Raw genomic sequence first — 21,172 nt, forward strand, 5'->3', positions numbered from 1 at the left:
AGAACACACGAGGCAAGGGGGCCTCATCATGGCCATTTCCGGCATCATCATCACCAACGTCAATTCGCTGAACTCGCCCAACGCGCTCATCAGCACGTCCAGCAGCCTGAGCACCTACATTCAGCAGCTGTCCACGGGCAAGCAGATCAACGGCCCTGCGGACAACCCGGCGGGCTACGCCATTTCTTAGCGCTTCCAGACCCAGATCAACGGTTTGAACCAGGCAGTCAGCAACGGCAACCAGGCGGTCTCGCTGGTGCAGGGCTTCACCCAGCTGCAGTCCACCCAGGGCTACTCGCTAGGCAATGGCGGCAATATCGGCCTGAGCAGCATCAGCTCGCTGTCGACGGTGTCCGCGGTGGACGTCTCGACCCTGGCCACGGCGAACTCGCTGCAACAGAGCTACCTCAAGCTGCTGCCTTAAGCGGATTTTTCAGACGGCTGCGGCCCAGTTCCGTCTTGCACGGGCAGGGCCGCACTGCTTTTTTGCGACGGTACCACCGCAATAGAACAATTTTCACCGGCAAGCCTAAAGTCCCACGCAGGCGTGCCGTCAAGTGGAGTGCGGACAGGGTTGTCCGTATTCGGCACGGATGCCGGATTTCCCCATAGCAAAGGAGCTCCATCATGGCCATTTCCGGCATCATCAACACCAACGTCAATTCGCTGAATTCGCTCAACGCGCTCAACAGCACGTCCAGCAGTCTGAGCACCTACATTCAGCAGCTGTCCACGGGCAAGCAGATCAACGGGCCTGCGGACAACCCGGCGGGCTACGCCATTTCGCAGCGCTTCCAGACCCAGATCAACGGCTTGAATCAGGCCGTGTCCAACGGCAACCAGGCCGTGTCGCTGGTGCAGACCGCCACCGGCGCGCTGCAGAACGAGACCAACCTGCTGCAACAGATCCGCACCATCGCGGTTCAGTCGGCCAACGGCTCCAACACCTCGCAAGACCGGGCCTCGCTGCAAGGTGTGGTGTCGCAGTTGCTGGCGCAGGTGCAGACCATCGCCACGCAGACCCAGTTCAACGGTCAGAACCTGCTCGACGGCTCGTTCAGCGGCCAGCAGTTCCAGGTGGGCGCCAACGCCAACCAGATCATCAACGTGTCCGTGTCCAACGCCAATTCCAACGCCATCGGCAATAACGTGATGGCGGCCAGCGGCACAATTTACAGCACGACCGGCGCGGCAGGCAGCAATGGTTACGCGGCAGGTCAGGCTTACACCATCACGGCCAGCGCAGGTGCCTTCACGGCCGGCAACGTCTCGGTATCGGGCTATGCGGGTTCGGACAGCGTGGCGGTGGCCGCGACGGATTCCGCCGCCAGCGTCGCCGCCGGCATCAATGCCATCAGCCAGAACACGGGTGTGACCGCCACGGCCAACACCAGCGTGGCCTTCACCGTCACCACCGGCAGCTTCAGCTTCAGCATCGGCAACGGTACGACGACCGGTCAGACCAACGGGGTCAACATCTCGGCCAACGTCACCGATGTGTCGCCTACCGGCCTGAGCGGCCTCGTCTCGGCTATCAATGGCTCGACCGCCCAGACCGGCATTGCCGCCAGCGTAAACTCCAGCAACCAACTCGTGCTCACCCAAAGCCAGGGCGAGAACATTTCCATCACCGGCTTCACCGGTGGAGGTACCCTGGATGCGGGCGGTACAACGATATCGAGCACGAATACCACTGCACTGGTGCAGGGCTTCACCCAGTTGCAGTCCACCCAGGGCTATTCGCTGGGCAATGGCACGGCCATCGGTCTGAGCAACATCAGCACGTTGTCGGCGGTGTCCACGGTGGACGTCTCGACGGTGCAAGGGGCCAACCAGGCGCTGTCGATCATTGACCAGGCGATCAATACCCTGAACCAGCAGGGCGGGGCGCTGGGCGCGATCCAGAACCGGATCCAGGCTTCGGTGCAGAACGTGCAGACCACGGCGACCAACCTGCAGGCCGCGCAGTCGGTGGTGCAGGATGCCAACATCGCGCAGGCGACGACGCAGCTGTCCAAGTACCAGATCCTGCAGCAAGCGGGCATCTCGACTCTGGCCACGGCGAACTCGCTGCAACAGAGCTACCTCAAGCTGCTGCCGTAAGCACGCCTGAGTTTCTCCAGGGGGTTTCCCCGGGCCGCCGTCAGGTGTCCCGGGGGTTTTGCCATCTGCATCCTGATTCTGGTTTCGAGTGCATGGAGGCATCATGGACGTTCAAAATGCAAACGGACTGGCCGCGCTGAGCAACAAGCCTCAGCTGCCGACCATCGCGGCCAACCCGCCATCGGCCGCCGTCGGCGCGTCGGCTGCAGCAAGCGGTCCGGCGCAGCCGCAAGCCGCTGCCGCGCTTCAACCCGCAGCTGTGGCCAAAGCGGTGGACACCCTGCAAAAGCAGGTCAGCCAGCAGGCGCCCTCGGTGGCGCTGAGCGCAGGTCTCAATCCAGACGGCTCGCACCCGGGCCAGCTTCTAGTGGAACTCAAGGACAAGGTGACGCAGCAGGTCTTCGTGCGCTACTACGTGCCGTCCGAGCAAGTGGTCAAGGCCGCGGCGGAGAACGCTGACCAGCCGATGCCGCCAGGCAGTCTGCTGCAGGAAAAGGCCTGAATGCTCGGCCTCCGGCTCGTCGGCCCTACAGTTCAGCCCGGGAGTGTCGTTAAGTTCAACAAGCGGTAACGCATCGGGAGTTCGGTATGTCGTCGGTGTCCATTTCAGGGTTGGTGAGCGGAATCAACGTGCAGTCGTTGATCACGTCGCTGTCGGCGGCGTATCAGCAGCCCATCACGCTGCTGCAGAACCAGCAGCAGTCATATCAGTCCACCCTGAGCGCCTGGGGCTCGGTGCAGAGCAGTCTCTCCAGCCTGCAATCGACGGTGGCCGGGCTGCAGAACGTGACCCAGCTCAACAACCGCACCGTCAATCTGAGCAATTCCAGCGCGGTGTCGGGAACGGCCAGTTCCAACGCGCCGCTGGGCACCTATTCGCTGAGCAATATCGTTCTGGCGCAGACGCAAAGCATCTATTCGCAAGATTTCGCCTCGGCCACCAACACGGCCGTGGGCACCGGCACGCTGCAGATCCAGGTGGGCAGCGGCACGGCGACCAATATCACCATCGACAACAGCAACAACTCGCTCAACGGCATTGCTGCGGCGATCAATCAATCCAACAGTGGCGTGAACGCCGCGGTCATTTTCGATGGCACCGGCTACCGCCTCACGCTCACGGGCAACAACACCGGGGCGGCCAATGCGTTCACGGTCAGCACCAGCGGCGCCACGGGGTCGCTGGCGAGTCTGAGCTACAGCCCCAGCACCTCGGGCGGCATGACGGAGAGCCAGACCGCCCGCAATGCTTCGGTGAGCATCAACGGCCTGGCGGTGACCAGCGCCACCAACACGGTGAGCGGGGCCATTCCGGGGGTGAGTCTGAACCTGCTCGAAGCCAGCGGATCGACCACCCTCACCGTGGCCAACGACACCAGCGCCTTCGTCACCTCGGTGCAGAGTTTCGTCACCGCCTTCAACACGACGATGGGCACGCTGAATCAGCTCACCGCGTACAACGGCGGATCGACCTCCAGCGGCACCTCGGGACAGAACGGGCCGCTGATCGGCAACGCTGGCATCCAGACCCTGCGCACCCAGCTTCTCAATCTCATCAGCGGTCAGGGCATCGGCACGACGCCGGGCAGTGCCTACACCTCGCTCGGCGCGGTGGGCGTGAGCCTGGCTCAGGACGGCACGCTGTCGCTCGATTCCGGCACCCTCAGCAGCGCCCTGCAGAGCAATTACAACGCCGTGGCCGGTTTGTTCGGCCAGGTGGGAACGGCCACCAACGCCAATGTGCAATATGTCGGCGCGGGCAACAACACCCAGCCCGGCACCTACGCGGTGAATGTCACCTCGGGGGCCACGCAGGGCACGTTCACCGCAGCCAATCCGGTGGCCAGCGGCGGCATCACCAGTTCCGAGACCCTGGTGTTCGGCTCGGGCGCCACCAGTGTTTCGGTGCAACTGGCCTCGGGTTCGACGATCGACGCCATCGTCGCCACGATCAACGCCACCCTCAGCCAGCAGGGTCTGGGCGGCATCACGGCGCTCAACAACAACGGCAGCCTCGAATTTCAGACCTCGGGCTACGGCAGCGCACAGAGCTTCACGGTCGTTTCCACACAGCCGGCGTCTGCAGGGAGTACCGGGGTGGGTACGACCTTGCAAACCGTCAAGGGCACCGATGTGATCGGCTCGATCAACGGGCAGGTCGGCACCGGGGCAGGGCAGCAGCTCACGGTGACGGGCCCCGGCGCGGCGCTGGGGCTGCAGGTGAATATCACCGGCCAAGCCACGGGCAGTCTCGGCTCGGTCACCGTCAGCCAGGGCCTTTATCAGCAGATGAACGCCATTCTGACGCAGGCGCTCAACACCCAGAGCGGCTTCGTCTCCGCCGCGACCAGCGGCCTGAACAACACCATCAAAGGCATCGATCAGCAGATCACCCAGTTGCAGAACAGCGCTGCGGCGCAGACCGCGCTGCTGCAGCAGCAGTTCAACGCCATGCAGACCCAGGTGGCCCAACTGCAATCGGTGGGGCAGTATCTGACGGCGTTCTTCAACCCGTCCAGCAGTAGTTCAAGTTCTAGTTCCAGTTCGACTGGCGGCTGATCGCCGCCATATCAGGAGAGTTTGATGAGTGCAGCAGCCTTTGCCACGCGCGCCTATCGTCAGGTGGAGAACCAGGGCATTCCCGCAGACAAGCTCTATGTTCTCGGGCTCGACGGCATTCTGGAATACCTGCGCCGCGCCGAAGCCGCCCTGCGCCAGCCCGACGGCAAGGATTTGCCGCTCAAGGGGCAAGCCCTCGGGCGCGCCTATCAACTGGTCGAGCATCTGCTGGCCGTGCTGCCCGACGGCCCGCAGCTCGCCGAGCAGCCGGTGGGCGAGCGCCTGGAGCGCATCTACACCTATCTGTTGGCGCGACTGGCGCAGGCCAATATCTTCGACGACTTGCAGGCCATTGAAGATTGCCGCACGGTCGTGACCGCGCTGCGCGACTCGTGGCTTCAGGGCTTGGAGCAAGCCGCGGCCTGAGCGCTGTCCGCTCTCGATTCGGACTGGCCCGGCTTTTGCTGTGGTGGGACAATGCAAGCGAGGAGAACAGCGCCATGTCCGAGCCCAACGAATCAGCCGATTTTCCCGATTCCCGTTTTTTTGCCAGCCACCCCGATGCGCTGCACGGTGCGGTGGCGGCGGTGCAGCTCGACGGGGTGTTCCCGCTAGACTGGGTGGACGAGCTGAACCCGCCCCAGACGCGAGCCGAGGTGATGTCCGACAACAACACCCTGTTGCGCGCCTTGCTGATGCTTGACGAGCCGCCGGTGTCGCACGAAACCGAGCATGGCCGAAGCGACCCCATCCAGAACCTGGAGCGGCGGGTCGATCTGCTGCTGCTCATGGCCAGTGCGGCGCTGCGCGGACTGGGCAATCTGCCCTCTGAGCGGCCTTGTGCGCTGTCGTCACGCAAATTGCGCTGGGCCAGCGAGAAGCCGCTGGACGTAGGGCGGCGACTGTGGGCGCGCATCTACCTGCGGCATCGCATCGCCTTGCCGCTGCTGCTTTCGGGGCAGGTCACGGAGCAGCGCCCCGACCGGGGGCAGTTCTGGCACACGCTGGAACTCGATCCGCTCGATCAGCAGGTGCAGAACGACCTCGACCGGCTCATCTTCCGTCACCATCGCCGTCAGGTGGCGCGGCAGCGCAAGGGGCTGTGATGCCCCGCTCGCCCTGAATCGAACGGATATTCCATGGCCCGCAAAAAAGCCCACGAAGAGCACGAGAACCACGAACGGTGGCTGGTGTCGTATGCCGACTTCATCACCCTGCTGTTCGCGTTTTTCGTCGTGATGTATTCAATCTCCTCGCTCAACGAAGGCAAGTACAAGGTGCTGTCGCAAACCATGATTGCGGCCTTCACCGGTCAGCCCACCACGCCCAATCCGGTTCAGGTGGGCCAGCCGTTCAACAGCATGCCGTCGGCCATCGACCTGCCGCCCATTCCCAAGCAGCAAAAGCCCGAGATCATTCAGCCCGGTCGAGGCGGGCCTGGCGCCAAGGAAGTGCAGAAAACCCTCGAAGGCGTGGCCCGGCAGATCGAGGCGCTGCTGAGCAGCGCCATCCGCAAGGGCGATGTGCAGGTACGCATGACGCCACTGGGCGTGGTGATCGACATTCACGACACGGTGCTGTTCGCCTCGGGCCAAGCCGAACTGACGCCTCAGGCGCAGGAACTGCTCGATCAGATCGCCCAGGTGTTGCACGGAGTCGACTATCCGATCCAGGTCAATGGTTACACCGACGACAGGCCAATCAACACCCCGCTGTATCGCTCCAACTGGGCCTTGTCGTCGGCCCGGGCGGTGTCGGTGGTGGAGATGTTCATTGCGCAAGGCGTTCGGCCTGAGCAACTTGTCGCCGCAGGGTATGGTCAATATCATCCGGTCGCATCCAACGACACGGCCAAGGGACGCGCGGCCAACCGGCGCGTCAGTGTGGTGATCGTGTCGCCCCTCAGCCATGCGAACGTGAACGAGACCCCCATCTTGCCCGCCCAAGCCCCCGCGCAGCCCGCCGGGCCGGCCGCCGAGTTGACCCCCGTCACGCCGCCCAGCCCCGGAACGCACTCTTGAACGACGATCTCCAACCCCTGAAAAACCGTGTTCGCTGGCTCAATCGCGGCATTCTCGTTCTCGGTATTCTCATTCTCCTGGGGTTGATCGCCTGGGCCGCGCTGGGTCTGCGAGGATCTGCGCCAGGCACCAAAAGCACCGTCGTCCATCCGGCTTCGAGTGCATCCAACGTCGCCGCACGCTCGGCTTCGGCCGTGGCGGCATCTCAGCCCAAACCCGCCCTGAGCACGGCTCAGGAAGAACGCAATGCGGCGGCGGCGATGAACGCACTGGCCGCGGCAAGCCAGCCTGCGGCAGCCACGGCAACGCAGGCAAGCGCACCCGCCGTGTCGAGCACCGCGTCGATTGCGGCGAGCACGCCTGCGGCCCCATCGGCTGCCGAGACGACGGCCGCCGCAGCCGCCGCGTCGGCCAAGGCTCCGGGGGTGGCGGCCGCGCCTTCCACCGTCAAACCTGAACCCAAGCCGAAGCATCGGCCGACCGCAGCGCCAGTGCGCAAGGCGCATGCCCCCGCATCCACCGAGAAACCCCGGCCGAGCGGGGCTGTGGGTGTCTGCCGAGCCGCGGGCTGGTATGTGCAGGTCGGCGCCTTCGGCAAACAGCAAAGCATTGACCGACTCGCCCGCAAGCTGCACGGCGCGGGCTATGCCCAGGTCTGCGTGGTGGCGAAGGAGGTTCGAGGCCTGCGTCTGTTCTACGTCGGACCTTACCGAAACGCCGACGCCGCACGCGCCGCACGAGGCCCTCTGCGCAAGCTGACGGGCACCGAGGGCATTCTGCGCAAACTGCCTTGAACGGGGTCACGGCTCTGATCTGGCGCACCAGGCGTGCCTTCGTCGTGCCGTCCGGCTGCGAAAATGTCGGCCATGTTTGACGACTCCATCTCCGCACACGCGCTGACCGCCGATGTGCTCCTACTGGGCGAGAGCGCGCCCATGCGCCTGCTGCGCGAGCAGGTTCGTCGCGTGGCGCAGACCGACAGCACGGTTCTGGTTCTGGGCGAATCGGGCACGGGCAAGGAGCTGGTTGCGCGGGCGGTGCATGCCTGGTCGCCCCGCGCCGCCCGGCCTTTTGTCGCGGTGAACTGCGGCGCCATTCCCGGCGAGCTGATGGAGAGCGAACTGTTCGGCCATGAGCGCGGCGCCTTTACCGGGGCGCTGAATGCGCGCAAGGGGCGCTTCGAGCTGGCCGGACGCGGCACCCTGTTCCTCGACGAGATCGCCGAGATGAGTCCGCCTTTGCAGGTCAAGATTCTTCGCGTGCTGCAGGAAAAATGCTTCGAGCGCGTCGGCGGCAGCGAGGTGCTGGCTTCGCAGGCGCGCATCGTCGCCGCGACCCACCGCGATCTGGAGCAGCAGATCGGCCTGGGCAGGTTTCGGGAAGATCTGTACTACCGCCTGAACGTGTTTCCGGTGCAGGTGCCGCCCTTGCGCGAACGCGGCGAGGACATTCTTCAACTGGCCGAACACGCGCTGCAAAGGCTGGAGGCCCAGGGCCTGGGCCGGTTGCGGTTCGGCGAAGGCGTGCAGCAGGCCCTGTTGCGCTATCGCTGGCCGGGCAATGTGCGCGAGCTGCAGAACCTGATGGAACGCCTGCTCATTCTGCACGCCGGCTCCATCGTGCGTCTGGCCGATCTTCCGCCCAAGCTGCGCTCGGGCAGTGATCTGGAGATCGTAGACGGTGGGCTGGAGGAGCAGGCGGCGATCGCCGCGCCGCCGGAAGACGAGCAGGACGGGCTGCAAGCCTTGATGGCGGCGATGGTCGAGACCGCGCTGACCCCCGTTCTGCCCGAGGAGGGCATGGACCTGCGGGCTTACCTCGAACAGATCGAACGCAGCCTGATCGAACAGGCGCTGGAGCGCGGCCGCTACGTGATCGCCCACGCCGCGCAGCATCTGGGTTTGCGGCGAACCACGCTGGTCGAGAAGATTCGCAAGTACGGTCTGGACACCGAGGCAAAAAAATAGAGTCCAGCCATCGGCGAATGGCCGCCAGTTTTGTGTATGCTTGAGGCCATTTGGCGGATGGTGGAGCATCAACATGGCCCTTGCCTTTTCGGTCGAAACCCTGCTCGGCGGCAAACAAGTCTTGCCTGCGCGGCCCCGCACCGCCTTGCAATGGGTGTCGGTCATACGCCAGGGGATTCCCTCGGCGGCAGTGGACTCGCTTGCCAAGACCCTGCACGTGACCCAGGCCGAGCTGGCCGCGGCCTTGGGCATCCCTGAACGCACACTGGCGCGGCGCAAGAAGGAAGGGCAGTTCAACAGCGAGGAATCGGCCAAGCTGGTGCGGCTCGCCCGCGTGGCCGAGCGGGCAAGAGAGGTCTTCGAGGACATGGATGCCGCGCTGGACTGGTTGAAATCGCCTAATGCGGCCCTGTCTGGCATGACCCCGCTGTCGCTGTTGGATACCGACATCGGCGCGGAATCCGTGCTCGACACCCTGGGCCGCATCGAACACGGCGTCTTCGCCTGATGCGCACGGTCTGGCGGCTGGTCACGTCCCGGTTCGCGCAAGCCGCATTCACTGGCGAGGGTGCTAGGCTATATGGCGGGCGCTGGAACCGCAAGGGCATTCCCGTCGTTTACACCGCAGGCAGCCAGTCGCTGGCCATGCTGGAAATGCTGGTGCAGGACGAGCCGCTGCGTGCGCGGTATGTGATGATCCCCGCGATCCTGCCCACCCATCTGAAAATCGAGCGGATCGCTCCCGAGCAGCTTCCCGCCAACTGGCGCGACGCAGCAGCTCGGCAGGAACTGCAGGCCCTTGGAGCCGACTGGGCCAAGCGCCGATCCAGCGCCGTTCTGGCCGTGCCGAGCGCCGTGATCCCGGCGGAGACCAATTACTTGCTCAATCCGCTGCATCCGGCCTTCGCCAAGATCGAAATTGGCGAGCCGCAGGACTTCGTCACGGATTTGAGATTTCTTCGGCGCTGAATGAGCCGAGGATTCCCCATACCCAAAGCCCGATATCGAGGTGACGGAAAATCGTCACCGCGCAGGCCCTGGATTTGCTAACTTCCGGTATGCGTCTTTTTGCCCTGCCGCTACCGCCTGACGGCGCTTTCACTCGATGACGTCTCCACGCATTCTGCTGCTCGACCACGATACGTCGCGGGGAGAGCGCCTGCGCGACGGACTCGCAGGCGCGGGCTGCGTCGTGGCGCTGCACTCGGAGGAAGAGGGCGCCGTGCGCGCGGCCGAGCAAGGCTGGTCGCCCGATCTGGTGTTTTGCGATGGTGATGAAACCGGCGTTGACGCCACGCGCGTGCTCGCGCGGCTGCACCGTCTGCGCCCCGGTCTGCCGGTGCTGGTCATGGCGCGTCGCGGCTCGGTTCAGGCGGCGGTGCAGGCTCTGCAGAACGGTGCGGCTGACTATCTGAGTGCGCCGCTCGAACTGTCGCAAGCGCTGGCCAAGATTCGGCAGTTCGTCCCCGCAGCGACCGCGCTCGCAACGCCCAAGGCCGATCCAGGCCCAGCGCCTTCAGCCCCGGCCACGGTGCCCAAGGCCAAACCGAAGGCGCAGGGCGACGGTGAAATGGTGGCCGAGTCGGCGGCGATGCAGCAGATTCTCGCCATCGCCCGCAAGGCGGCCCAGACCGATGTCACTGTCATGCTGCTGGGCGAGAGTGGGGTCGGCAAGGAGGTGATGGCGCGGTATGTTCACGCGCAGTCACCCCGCGCCTCGGCGCCGTTCATCGCCATCAACTGCGCGGCCATTCCCGAGACGCTGCTGGAGGCTACCTTGTTCGGCTTCGAGAAGGGTGCGTTCACCGGGGCGGGCCAGTCGGCACCCGGCAAGTTCGAGCAGGCGCAGGGTGGCACGCTGCTGCTCGACGAGGTGACGGAGATGGCCCCGGCGCTGCAGGCCAAACTGCTGCGGGTATTGCAGGAGCGCGAGATCGAGCGGCTCGGCGGGCGCAAGCGCATCGTGCTCGACCTGCGCATCATCGCCACCAGCAACCGCGATCTGCAGCAGGCGGTGCAGCAGGGCGTGCTGCGCGAGGACGTCTATTACCGGCTCAGCGTGTTTCCGATCCAGATTCCGCCGTTGCGCGAGCGGCAGGGCGACATCCTGCCGCTGGCCAATGCCATGCTCAAGCGCCACGCGGCGGCGTTCGCCATGGCTGCGCCGCCCCGACTCGACGCTTCCGCGCAGCAGGCCTTGCTGGCCCATCGCTGGCCGGGCAATGTGCGCGAGCTCGACAATGTGATGCAACGCGCTGCCATCCTCAGCCAGAATGGCGTGATCTCGGCTTCCGATCTGCTGTTTGCGCCGTCTCCTGTCGAGAGGCCCTTGCGTGCGCCACCACCCGTTCAGCCGCAGCTCGCGCCGCAGCCAGGCGGGGGCGATCTCGGCAGCGAGCTTGCCCTGAGCGAACGGCAACTGATCGCCGAGGCGCTGCAGCAAAGCCAGGGCTCGAAGCAACTCGCCGCGCAACGGCTGGGCATCAGCCCGCGAACCCTGCGACACAAGCTGCAGAAGCTGCGCGAAGCGGGACTGGAACTGCCCGATTGAGCGATCACGCTGGAACGCGTTTTGCTTCAAAGAGTAAAAATGCCGGTTTTCCAGCCGGATGGACTAACAGCTCGAAGTCGGAGGCCCTATGCAGATCGATCCCATGCAAAGCGTGCTCGCCCAGATGCGCAGCCTGACGGCGCAGGCGGCAGCGCGTCCTGCCGATGCGGTGGGCGGCAATGCCGCCGCCGCTCTGGGAGCCACGGCAGCCACGCAGCAAGCGGATTTCGCGGCCACGCTCAAGAGTGCCCTCGACGACGTGAGCGGGCAGTTGCAGCAGGCCAATGCCCTGCAGCAGCAATTCGTCTCGGGCACGAGTGACGTGAGCCTGAGCGATGTCATGCTCGCTTCGCAGAAGGCCAGCCTGTCGTTCCAGGCCGTGCTGCAGGTGCGCAACAAACTGGTGTCGGCTTATCAGGACATCATGAACATCCAGGCCTGAACTCTCGTTACGACGATTTTTTGACACTCCATCATGGCCACGACCACCGCCGCCGCGCTGCAAGATCCCCTGGGCGCCTTCCGCCAGATGAGCATGAACCAGCGCTTCACCTGGCTGGCCGGGCTGGCGGTGCTGATCGCGCTGGTCGTCGTCACGCTGATGTGGACGAGTCGGCTCGACTATCAGGTGCTCTACACCAATCTGTCCGAGCGCGACGGCGGCGCGGTGATCGGCGAGTTGCAGAAACTCAACGTGCCTTACCGCATCACCGGCGGCGGCGCGGTCATCGAAGTGCCTTCGGCGCAGGTTTACGCCACCCGCATGAAGCTGGCCGCCAGCGGGCTGCCCAAGGGCGCGGGCGTCGGTTTCGAGATTCTCGACAAAGAGCCGATGGGCACCAGCCAGTTCGTCGAGCGCATCAACTATCAGCGGGCGCTCGAAGGGTCGCTCGGTCGCACCATCGAGTCGCTCTCGGCGGTCGAGTCGGCCACGGTGCATCTGGCCATTCCCAAACCCTCGGTGTTCCTCAGCGAATCGGAAAAGCCTTCGGCCTCGGTGCTGCTCAAGCTCTACCCGGGGCGGGTGCTCAGCGGCGCGCAGGTGGCGGGCATCGTGCATCTGGTGGCTTCCGCCGTGGCGGGTCTGGGTGACAAGGACGTGAGCGTGGTCGATCAGGACGGCAATCTGCTCACCGCCGGGCAGCGTGCCGACAGCGGCATCCAGCCCGAACAGCTCGCCTACCGCAACACCGTCGAGCAGCAGTACCGCAAGCAGATCGAGGCGCTGCTGGCACCGCTGGTCGGGCGTGACGGGGTGCGGGTGGCGGTGTCGGCCGACATCGACTTCGCCAAGACGGAATCCAGCTCCGTCGTCTACGGCCAGGGCCATCTCCTCAGCCAGCAGCAGCAGACCACCAGCTCCAGCGGCAGCGCCGGTCTGCCCGCCGGGGTGCCAGGTGCGCTCACCAACCAGCCGCCGGGCGGCGCTACCGCGCCGTTCACGGTGGGGTCGGCTTCGGCGCCGCTCACGCCGCAGCAGTTCACCCAGATCACCCCCAGTCTCAAAACGCTGGCGCCGACCGCTGCGAGTTCGTCGGCAACGAGCAACTACGACCTCGACAAGACGGTCAGCCATACGCAATTGCCGGTGGGCACGGTCAAGCGGCTGTCGGTCTCGGTGCTGGTCAACGATCAGGCCAAAGGCGGCAAACCCGTTCCCTTGAGCGCCGCCCAGCTCGGCCAGATGAAGCAACTGGTTGAAAACGCCATAGGCTTCGACACCAAGCGCGGCGATACCGTCAGCGTCGTCAACATGCCCTTCACCGCTGCGCAGACCGAAGCGGAGAAAGAATTGCCGCTGTGGCGGCAGCCCTGGATCTGGGACGGCGTGCGCCAGGCGGTGCCCTACGTCATCGCGCTCATTCTTGGGCTGATGGCCTACCGCGCCATGCGCAAGGCCGCCGGCGGCGGCAAGAGACCCAAGGGCGCCGAGGCCGAGCCAGCACTGGCACCGGCCGGTGGTGCGGCGGATGGCCGGGAGTCGGTGGCTCCGGGCGCGGAGGCTGTTGCCGAGCGGGCGGGAGCAGGCATGCCCGGCACGCTGGCGCCCGACACAGTGCATCTGAGCAACACCGTCGAAACGGACGCGGCGATAGCCCGCGAACTGGTCAAGCAGGACCCGCGGCGCGCAGCGCAGGTCGTGAAGGAGTGGCTGTCCGATGGCCAGTGAAAACGCCGATTTCAGCGGCCTGGACCGTGCCGCGGTGCTGCTGCTGAGCCTGGGCGAAGACCAGGCCGCGGAGATCATGCGGCATCTCGGCCCGCGCGAGGTGCAGCGTCTGGGCGTGGCCATGTCCAAGCTCAGCCGGGTGAGTGCCGATCAGGCGCATGCGGTGATGCGGGAATTTCGCGACAAGCTCGAACAGCAGACGGCCCTGGGCCTGGGCGCCAACGAGTTTCTTCGCGGCGCCTTGACCAAGGCGCTGGGCGGCGAGCGCGCCAATTCGCTCATCGAGCGCATTCTGCACGGCGGCGAATCGAGCGGTCTGGAAAACCTCAAATGGCTGGAGCCGCGTGCCATTGCCGAGCTGATCAAGCTCGAGCATCCCCAGGTGGTGGCCCTCGTTCTGGCCAATATCGAGCCCGAGCAGGCCGGCGAGGTGCTGCATTTTCTCCCCGAGCGTCAGGCCGGCGAGGCCATGCTGCGCCTGGCCGCGCTCGACGGCCTTCAGCCCAGTGCGCTGCGCGAACTCAATGAAGTGCTCGAGGAGCAGCTCTCGGGCGATTCGCAGAGCGTGCAGGTCAGCGCCGTGGGCGGGCCGAAGGTCACCGCGGAGATTCTCAACCGGGTGGAAACGGCGCTGTCGTCGAGCATCATGGAGCATCTGCGCTCGCAGGACGAAGAACTGGCCACCAAGGTGCAGGACCAGATGTTCGTCTTCGACGACCTGATCAATGTGGACGACCGCAGCCTGCAGACCATGTTGCGCGAGATCTCGTCCGAGACCCTCATCCTCGCGCTCAAGGGCACGAACAACGCGCTCAAGGACAAGTTCCTCGGCAATATGTCCAAGCGCGCCGCCGAGATGATGCGAGACGACATGGAAGCCAAGGGCCCGGTCAAGCTCAGCGAGGTCGAGGGCGCGCAGAAGGAAATTCTGCAGATCGCAGCCCGCCTCGAAGCTGCGGGCCAGATCCAGCTCGGCAGCGGTGGTGGCGAGGCCCTGGTCGGCTAAGCCACAGCTTGCGATGCAAGGTCGGCCATGAGCAGCATCATTCCCAAGGAAGACGCCCAGGCCGCCCGGCGCTGGCAGCCGCAGAGCGTCGATACGCCCGGTTCGGCCCAGGCGCGGGCGCCCGACCCGACCTTTCAAACGCCGCCGACGGCGCAGCAGTTCGAGGCGGTCTACGCGCAGGCCGAGGCGCAGGGGCGCGAGGAAGGGCGCCAGAGCGGCTACGAGCAAGGACGGCACGAAGGGTTTGAAACCGGGCGCGCCGAGGGCCTGGCCGCCGGTCGCGCCCAGGCGCAGCAGGAACGCGAGACCCTGCTGACCCTTGTCACCCGCCTGACCAAGCCCGTGGCGGAACTCGACGCGCAGGCCGAGACCGCGCTGGTCGCGCTGGCGCTGGAGCTGGCCCGGCAGGTCGTGCTGCACGACGTGCAGACCCAGCCCGAAGCGCTGCTGCCCATGGTGCGCAAGGCGCTGGCGGCTTTTCCGGCCCAGGCGGGAGCGCCGATGCTGCGTCTGCATCCTCTCGATCTGGAGGTGCTGCGCAAGGTGGCGCCCGAGTTCGAGGACGAGGGCGTGGGGCTGGTCGGCGACGATACGCTGCACCGCGGCGATGTCATCGTCGCGTCGGCAGCTCCTGGGACGACAGCCATGCCCGACCGGCGCTGGCGGGTGCGCAACCGCGATGCGGTCAGCGAGCTTGACCTGCGCATCGAGGAGCGCTGGCGGCAAATCATGGCCCGGCTGTTCGAGGAGGGGCTGCAGTGAGCTTTCCCCAAGTGGCCCGTCATCTTCAAACCCTGCAGCACCGGCTGCAGGCCGGTGGACCCCTGCCTCTGGTTTACAGCGGCAGTCTGGTGCGGGTGCGCGGACTGATTCTCGAGGCCCAGGGGCTGGAAGCCAGCCTGGGCGAACGCTGTCGCATCAGCACCGAGCAGAACCGCTCGATCGATGCCGAAGTGGTGGGGTTCAACGGCGATCACGTCCAGCTCATGGCGCTCGGCGAAGTGCAGGGCCTCACGCCGGGGTCTCGGGTGCACCCGGTGCCGGGCGACATTCGCATTCCGGTGGGGCCGGAGCTGCTCGGGCGCGTGCTCGACGGCAACGGACGGCCGCTCGACGGCGATGGCGCCCTGCTGGCTTCGAGCTACACCACGCTGTCGACTAAGCCCATCAACCCGCTGGGGCGGGCGCTGGTGCGTCAGCCTCTCGACGTGGGCGTGCGCGCGATCAACGCGCTGTTCACCGTGGGCCGCGGTGCGCGTATGGGCCTGTTCGCGGGCAGCGGCGTGGGCAAGAGCGTGCTGCTGGGCATGATGGCGCGCAACACCAATGCCGATGTGATCATCGTCGGTCTCATCGGTGAGCGGGGCCGGGAGGTCAAGGAATTCATCGAAGACATCCTGGGCGTCGAGGGGCGTGAACGCGCCGTGGTCGTGGCGGCACCCGCCGACGCGCCCGCGTTGACCCGCATTCGCGGCGCACGCCTGGCCACCGCCATGGCCGAGTATTACCGCGACCAGGGCAAGAACGTGCTGCTGCTGATGGATTCGGTCACCCGCTACGCCCTGGCGCTGCGCGAGGTCGCGCTGGCCGCAGGCGAGCCACCGGCCGCCCGGGGCTTTCCGCCGTCGGTGTTCGCCAAGCTGCCGGCGCTGGTGGAACGGGCCGGCAACGGGCCCGAAGGGGGCGGCAGCATCACCGCGTTCTACACCGTGCTGATGGAAGGCGACGATCAACAGGATCCGGTGGCCGACAACGTCCGCGCGATTCTCGACGGCCACATCGTGCTCAGCCGCCGCCTGGCCGAGCAGGGGCATTTCCCCGCGATCGACCTGCAGGCTTCGATCAGCCGGGTCATGCCGGCGATCGCCAGCCCCATCGAGCTGCGGCGCATGCAGAAGCTCAAGGAAATGCAGTCACGCTACGCCAGCCAGCAGGATCTGATCGCCGTGGGCGCCTACACCCCCGGCGCCGACCTGCAGCTCGACCAGGCCGTGCAGGCGCATGAAAGCATCCGGCAGTTCCTGCAGCAGGGCATGCACGAGGCCGTCGGTCTTACGCAGAGTCGGCAGCAACTCGCCGACCTGATGAGCCCTTACGTGACGCAGACGTCGAGTTTTTGACGTGGTCTGAGCGCCCCCAGGGCCGAGCTGCGCCCAGCCCGCCCCCCGAGGGGGTCAAGAAAACTTGGGGCGGCCCTGCGTTTTCTTGAGCGTGCGGGCCATCGGGGTTTTGTTCCGGGCACAAGCGCGGCAGGCTTACACTTTTGCCGGATTCCATTCGTCATCGGTGGCATGACCTACAACAACTCGCCCAGCCCACAGAGGTTGGAAACGCTTCAGGCTTTGCATGCACAGGCGGTCGAGGCCAGTCAGAACGCTGGCCAACTTGTCGGAAAGCAGCAGGAAAGTCTGCGTGCTGCGCAGGCGAAGCTGGTGCAACTGCAGAGCTACGCAGCGCAATATCGTGAGCAAATTCAGGCGCTCGGCACGGCTGGGACGGCCTGGAGCCAGGTGCGTGACTTGCGCGGTTTCGTCGACCGCATCGAATCGGCCATTGCCGCCCAGCAGCAGGAACTGCACCGCCAGCAGCGTGCCCTGGCGGAGCTGACGGCACAGTGGACCGGCATCCGCCAGCGCGAAAAGGCCTTCGAAGTGCTGATCGGCCAGCATGAGGCGCAGCAGCGCGTAGGCCAGAAGCGCAGCGCGCTGAAGAATCTGCAGGAATGGGCGGTGCGGCGCGCCTCGCAGTTTTTGCCGAGCTCGCAGCAGCGATCGGATCTATAGGCTGGGCTTGCACCACCCGCCACCGGGCTGGCGCAGGTTTTGCTTTTGATGGGGCGTACCGTTCAACCCGTCACCATCATGCCGCTCATCGTTCCTGTCGCGCCCATGCCCGCCGCACCGGCTCCTGAGCCCTCTGCTGCGGCAGTTCCGGCCTCGCCTGGGGAGTCGACGCCCCGGTTTGCCGATGCGCTTTCGCGCGCGGGGCAATCGGCTTCGGCGTCGCCGTCCAAAGGCGAGGGCGCGTCAGGCAAGCCCGAGGCGGCGCAGCCCGATGCCGGGTCATCCGCCGGTGCGAAGCCGGTTCGTGGCAAGGATTCGACGCCGCCGCAGGGCCAGGACCCTGCTGCTGCCACGCCGACTGCCGCTGCGCTGGCCGTGCAGGCCAGCGGCGTGCTGGAAGCGGCAATGGCGGCGGCTCCGAGCGGCAAGACTTTGCCGCAGGATGCACCCAAGACCGACGTTGCAAGCACGGCTCCGACCCCGCCCGGCGTGATGCTGGCCGTCATGTTGCAGGCGCCGGTGACGCAGGCGACCCCGGCGACAGCCACCCCGGCACACGACGCCGGAGCACTGCCCGCGACCGCGAACATCGCCCTCCGGCCCGACGACGCGCCGAGCGTCGCTACGGTAGCCCTCGGCCTTCAGGGCGGGCGCTCCCATTCGGCCGACGGCGCCGCGCCAGGATCGCAGACCCTGATGCCGATGCAGGCGAGCAGCCAGGTCGAGGTGTCCCAGCGCAGCTCTTACGCCATGCTGCAACGTGCCGTGGCGACGGGCGGCGAACTGACGACCTTGACCACCCCGTCGCCCAGCCATGGCGATGCCGCCACCAGCGCATCCGCTCAGCCCGGTGTGATCGGCCAGACGCCGCCGCTGGGTCTGCCGCAGACCAACCCGGCCGCGACGGCGCAGTGGGTCAGCACCGTGCCGACCCCCATGAACTCGCCCGACTGGGGGAAGGCGATGAATCAGCAGGTGTTGCTCGCGGCGCAAGGGCAGCAGCAATTCGCGACCCTGCATCTCAATCCGCCGCAACTCGGGCCGCTTGAAGTCCACCTGCAGATGCACGATGGCCAGATTCAAGCCCAGTTCGTCTCGCAGCATGCCGTCGTGCGGCAGGCGGTGGAATCGGCGCTGCCGCAACTGCGCGATCTGTTCACGGGCGCGGGGCTCACGCTCAGTCAGACCTCGGTGGGCGCGCAAGGCGGGCAGGGCGATCGTCAGCAGGCCCGTTCGCAGCGCGGCCCGGCCGCCACGATCGGCACGGCCAGCGTGACCGGCGCGCTCGGCGCCACCGCGACGCAGCCGTTGCGCTGGCAACAAGGCCTGGTGAACACCTATGTCTGAACTGCCATCCAGCCGCGCGTCGAACCGCGCCCCGCGCCGGAGCGAGACCCTACAAAACCCCTGGCTTTGTGTCGTTATACCGACCAGTGAAGACGGGTTGACCGCCCTTCATGGGCACAGGGCGCGCGATGGGCGTGCCGAACTCAGCACATCGGGAGTGGGGTATGGCAGAACAAGAGGCCAAGGCCAAGGAAAAGGGCGGCGGCAAGACCAAGTTGATCATCATCATTCTGGTGGCGGTCATCGTGTTGATGGCCGGCGGCGGCGCGGCGGCGTTTTTTCTGATGAAGCCCAAGGCGCCGCCCTCGGCTGCCGAACTGGCAGCCGCCGCGGCGGCCGAAAAGGCCAAGAACATGCGGTTCATCAGCATGGAGCCCTTCGTCACCAATCTGCAGAGCACCGATGGCACGGTGCACTATCTTCAGGTCAAGATCGATCTGAAGACCTACGATCCGTCCGTTGAAGCCAAGGTCAAACTGATGACGCCCGAACTTCGCAACAACATCCTGCGCATCCTCGCCGCCCAATCGACCGACAAGATCGAAACGGTGGAATCGCGCGATCATCTCAGGGATGAGATTCTCAAATCGGTGAACAAGGTGCTCGAAGGCGCACCGGCCGTTGCGGGTGGCGGCGGTGGCCATGGCGAGAGCAGTGCGGCTCCGGCTCCGGCGCACGGGCACGACGGCGCGCCCATCGACGGCGTGTATTTCACCGCGTTCGTGGTGCAGTGACATGGTTCAGGACGTTCTCTCCCAGGACGAAGTCGATGCGCTGTTCGGCGGCATCGCCGGCGAAGAGCCGGTGGCCGAACCGGAGGTGGCCGATGAGGGCGGGGTGCGTCCCTACGATCTGGCCAGCCAGGACCGGATCGTGCGCGGGCGCATGCCCACGCTGGAAGTCATCAACGAGCGCTTCGCCCGGCTGTGGCGGGTGAGCCTGTTCAACTTCCTGCGGCGCGCTTCCGAAATCTCGGTGTCGTCGGTGAAGCTGACCAAGTACAACGAATTCATCCGTGGCCTCGTCGTGCCCAGCAATCTGAACCTGGTGCAGATGAAGCCCCTGCGCGGCACCGCGCTGTTCATTTTCGATCCGCGTCTGATTTTCAGCGTGGTCGACAACTTCTTCGGCGGCGATGGCCGCTTCCATGCCCGCATCGAGGGGCGTGATTTCACCGCCCTGGAGCAACGCATCATCAAGCGCATGCTCGACATGGTGTTCAAGGAATACAAGACCGCATGGGCGCCGGTGCTGCCGCTGGAGCCCGAGGTCACGCGCTCCGAGGTCAATCCGCAGTTCGTCAACATCGCCACGCCCACCGAGGTGGTGATCGTATCCACCTTCGATGTCGAAATCGAAGGCGGCGGCGGCAGCCTGCATGTGTGCATTCCGTACAGCATGGTCGAGCCCATCCGCGACCAGCTCACCACCGGCATGACCACCGACCGCAGCGAGGTCGATCACCGCTGGGTCAAGGCGCTGCAGACCGAGATGCGCGAGGCCGAAGTGGAAATGCGCGTCGAGCTCCTGCAGCGTCAGGTGCTGGTGCGGGAGCTTCTGCAGTTGCGCGTCGGCGACGTTCTGCCGGTCGAAATGCCCGAAACCGTGGTGGCCCGGGTCGATGGCATTCCCGTGCTCCTGGGCGAGTATGGTCGGCACGACGACAAGATGGCGCTCAAGATCCGCCAGCAACTCTTCCCGGACGTGCCGGAGAAGACGCAGCTCCTGGCGCACGCCGCACACTGATTCCGAACCCTTCATCCGCAGGACACGCCATGGCAGAAGACACCACGACCGACACCGCCGCGACCGACGATCTGGCCGACTGGGGCGAAGCCATGGCGGAGCAGGGTCTGGCGGCCGAGCCTGCGGCAGCGGCGCCGTCACAGCCCAAGGTTCAGCCCGCGCCCTTTGCCGAACTCCGCGCCGACCAGGGCGGCGCGGCACCCGGCAATCAGCTCGATCTGGTGATGGACATCCCCGTCACGCTCTCGGTCGAGCTCGGCCGCACCAAGATTCAGATCCGCGAGTTGCTGCAACTCGCCCAGGGCTCCGTGGTCGATCTGGACCGGCTCGCCGGAGAGCCGATGGATGTGCTCGTCAACGGCTTTCTCATCGCCCGGGGCGAGGTCGTGCTGGTCAATGACAAGTTTGGCATCCGTCTGACTGACATCGTCAGCCCCACAGAACGCGCCCGGCGACTGGGCTGAGCCTCTTGCCCCTTCCGTGAGGGAAGAAGGCTGAGCCGCGTCCGAGACTCAGGCCCGAGCAGACCTTCTCAAGCCAGCTTGAAGTGTTGCATGCTGTCCTGCAACGCCGTCGCCTGCGCATTCATCTCCTCCGCAGTAGCGGCCAGTTCTTCCGAAGCCGAGGCGTTCTGCTGCGTCACCGCCGAGAGCTGAGCGACGGCCTGATTGATCTGCTGCATGCCCGTGGACTGTTCTTCCGACGCTGCGGTGATCTCCTGCACCAGATCGGAGGTCTTGGCGATGTTGGGTGCCATCTGTGCCATGAGCTGGCCTGCCGCATCGGCCTGCTTCACCGTGGTGGCAGCCAGATCGCCGATCTCCTTGGCCGCCGCCTGACTCTTCTCGGCCAGCTTGCGCACCTCCGCAGCCACCACCGCAAAGCCCTTGCCATGTTCCCCGGCGCGTGCGGCTTCGAT

24 protein-coding genes are annotated in these 21,172 nt (G+C 65.8%); 23 read left to right on the top strand and 1 reads right to left on the bottom strand.

The genetic code is table 11. The features are described 5' to 3' along the window. The first annotated feature begins 28 nt into the window (after positions 1–28). The 23 genes from ASC45_RS16035 (at position 29) to fliN (ending at position 20,717) form a co-directional block, all read left to right on the top strand. Complete coding sequence (locus tag ASC45_RS16035) at positions 29–190, top strand: flagellin N-terminal helical domain-containing protein (RefSeq protein ID WP_245609988.1); 162 nt, start codon at positions 29–31, stop codon at positions 188–190. Positions 191–214: 24 nt separating this feature from the next. Further along, positions 215–424, top strand: a complete 210-nt coding sequence (locus ASC45_RS16040) for a hypothetical protein (RefSeq protein WP_055450380.1) — start codon at positions 215–217, stop codon at positions 422–424. A 203-nt stretch (positions 425–627) separates the two neighbouring features. Beyond that, on the top strand, positions 628–2,103 hold the full coding sequence (locus ASC45_RS07340; RefSeq protein WP_055450381.1) for a flagellin N-terminal helical domain-containing protein: 1,476 nt from the start codon (positions 628–630) through the stop codon (positions 2,101–2,103). A 103-nt stretch (positions 2,104–2,206) separates the two neighbouring features. After that, positions 2,207–2,605: a hypothetical protein gene (locus ASC45_RS15715; protein ID WP_055450382.1), complete on the top strand. Its 399-nt coding sequence runs from the start codon at positions 2,207–2,209 to the stop codon at positions 2,603–2,605. Positions 2,606–2,691: 86 nt separating this feature from the next. Continuing rightward, positions 2,692–4,662, top strand: a complete 1,971-nt coding sequence (gene fliD, locus ASC45_RS07350; RefSeq protein WP_055450383.1) for a flagellar filament capping protein FliD — start codon at positions 2,692–2,694, stop codon at positions 4,660–4,662. Between the two features lie 24 nt (positions 4,663–4,686). Beyond that, positions 4,687–5,088 carry a flagellar export chaperone FliS gene (locus tag ASC45_RS07355; protein WP_055450384.1) on the top strand — a complete coding sequence of 134 codons (402 nt, stop codon included), beginning with the start codon at positions 4,687–4,689 and terminating at the stop codon, positions 5,086–5,088. A gap of 74 nt (positions 5,089–5,162) precedes the next feature. Then, a complete protein-coding gene (locus ASC45_RS07360; RefSeq protein ID WP_055450385.1) occupies positions 5,163–5,768 on the top strand; it encodes a PilZ domain-containing protein in 606 nt (201 codons plus the stop codon). 33 nt (positions 5,769–5,801) lie between these two features. Further along, positions 5,802–6,683 (top strand): flagellar motor protein MotD, encoded by an 882-nt coding sequence (gene motD / locus ASC45_RS07365; protein ID WP_055450386.1) that lies wholly within the window; start codon positions 5,802–5,804, stop codon positions 6,681–6,683. Next, complete coding sequence (locus ASC45_RS07370; RefSeq protein WP_055450387.1) at positions 6,680–7,477, top strand: SPOR domain-containing protein; 798 nt, start codon at positions 6,680–6,682, stop codon at positions 7,475–7,477. Before motD ends, ASC45_RS07370 begins: the two co-directional genes overlap by 4 nt. A gap of 72 nt (positions 7,478–7,549) precedes the next feature. Next, positions 7,550–8,650 (top strand): sigma-54 interaction domain-containing protein, encoded by a 1,101-nt coding sequence (locus ASC45_RS07375; protein ID WP_072243007.1) that lies wholly within the window; start codon positions 7,550–7,552, stop codon positions 8,648–8,650. A 73-nt stretch (positions 8,651–8,723) separates the two neighbouring features. After that, a complete protein-coding gene (gene parS / locus ASC45_RS07380; RefSeq protein ID WP_055450389.1) occupies positions 8,724–9,158 on the top strand; it encodes a type II RES/Xre toxin-antitoxin system antitoxin in 435 nt (144 codons plus the stop codon). Continuing rightward, positions 9,158–9,619, top strand: coding sequence for an RES family NAD+ phosphorylase (locus tag ASC45_RS07385; RefSeq protein ID WP_055450390.1), 462 nt, complete (start codon positions 9,158–9,160; stop codon positions 9,617–9,619). The genes parS and ASC45_RS07385 overlap by 1 nt, the downstream gene beginning before the upstream one ends. Before the next feature lie 136 nt (positions 9,620–9,755). Beyond that, positions 9,756–11,201: a sigma-54-dependent transcriptional regulator gene (locus ASC45_RS07390; RefSeq protein WP_055450391.1), complete on the top strand. Its 1,446-nt coding sequence runs from the start codon at positions 9,756–9,758 to the stop codon at positions 11,199–11,201. An 88-nt stretch (positions 11,202–11,289) separates the two neighbouring features. Next, the gene (gene fliE / locus ASC45_RS07395) at positions 11,290–11,643 is read left to right on the top strand and encodes a flagellar hook-basal body complex protein FliE (RefSeq protein WP_055450392.1); all 354 of its coding nucleotides are present in this window, start codon (positions 11,290–11,292) and stop codon (positions 11,641–11,643) included. 33 nt (positions 11,644–11,676) lie between these two features. After that, the gene (fliF, locus tag ASC45_RS07400; protein ID WP_055450393.1) at positions 11,677–13,371 is read left to right on the top strand and encodes a flagellar basal-body MS-ring/collar protein FliF; all 1,695 of its coding nucleotides are present in this window, start codon (positions 11,677–11,679) and stop codon (positions 13,369–13,371) included. Beyond that, a complete protein-coding gene (fliG, locus tag ASC45_RS07405) occupies positions 13,361–14,377 on the top strand; it encodes a flagellar motor switch protein FliG (protein WP_055450394.1) in 1,017 nt (338 codons plus the stop codon). The genes fliF and fliG overlap by 11 nt, the downstream gene beginning before the upstream one ends. A gap of 27 nt (positions 14,378–14,404) precedes the next feature. Next, positions 14,405–15,139, top strand: a complete 735-nt coding sequence (locus tag ASC45_RS07410; protein ID WP_055450395.1) for a FliH/SctL family protein — start codon at positions 14,405–14,407, stop codon at positions 15,137–15,139. Between the two features lie 32 nt (positions 15,140–15,171). After that, positions 15,172–16,497 carry a flagellar protein export ATPase FliI gene (gene fliI / locus ASC45_RS07415; RefSeq protein ID WP_425427612.1) on the top strand — a complete coding sequence of 442 codons (1,326 nt, stop codon included), beginning with the start codon at positions 15,172–15,174 and terminating at the stop codon, positions 16,495–16,497. A 171-nt stretch (positions 16,498–16,668) separates the two neighbouring features. Beyond that, positions 16,669–17,160: a flagellar export protein FliJ gene (gene fliJ / locus ASC45_RS07420; protein ID WP_055450397.1), complete on the top strand. Its 492-nt coding sequence runs from the start codon at positions 16,669–16,671 to the stop codon at positions 17,158–17,160. A gap of 48 nt (positions 17,161–17,208) precedes the next feature. Beyond that, positions 17,209–18,507: a flagellar hook-length control protein FliK gene (locus ASC45_RS07425; RefSeq protein WP_245609989.1), complete on the top strand. Its 1,299-nt coding sequence runs from the start codon at positions 17,209–17,211 to the stop codon at positions 18,505–18,507. Between the two features lie 164 nt (positions 18,508–18,671). After that, on the top strand, positions 18,672–19,241 hold the full coding sequence (locus ASC45_RS07430) for a flagellar basal body-associated FliL family protein (protein WP_055450398.1): 570 nt from the start codon (positions 18,672–18,674) through the stop codon (positions 19,239–19,241). A gap of 1 nt (position 19,242) precedes the next feature. Continuing rightward, a complete protein-coding gene (fliM, locus tag ASC45_RS07435) occupies positions 19,243–20,253 on the top strand; it encodes a flagellar motor switch protein FliM (RefSeq protein WP_055450399.1) in 1,011 nt (336 codons plus the stop codon). Positions 20,254–20,282: 29 nt separating this feature from the next. Beyond that, positions 20,283–20,717: a flagellar motor switch protein FliN gene (fliN, locus tag ASC45_RS07440; protein ID WP_055450400.1), complete on the top strand. Its 435-nt coding sequence runs from the start codon at positions 20,283–20,285 to the stop codon at positions 20,715–20,717. 68 nt (positions 20,718–20,785) lie between these two features. Here fliN and ASC45_RS07445 read toward each other — a convergent pair. After that, positions 20,786–21,172 (bottom strand): methyl-accepting chemotaxis protein (locus ASC45_RS07445; protein ID WP_245609990.1); only part of this gene is annotated, 387 nt, incomplete at its 5' end.

Origin of the sequence: Thiomonas bhubaneswarensis, assembly GCF_001418255.1 — a bacterium.
Taxonomy (GTDB): domain Bacteria; phylum Pseudomonadota; class Gammaproteobacteria; order Burkholderiales; family Burkholderiaceae_C; genus Thiomonas; species Thiomonas bhubaneswarensis.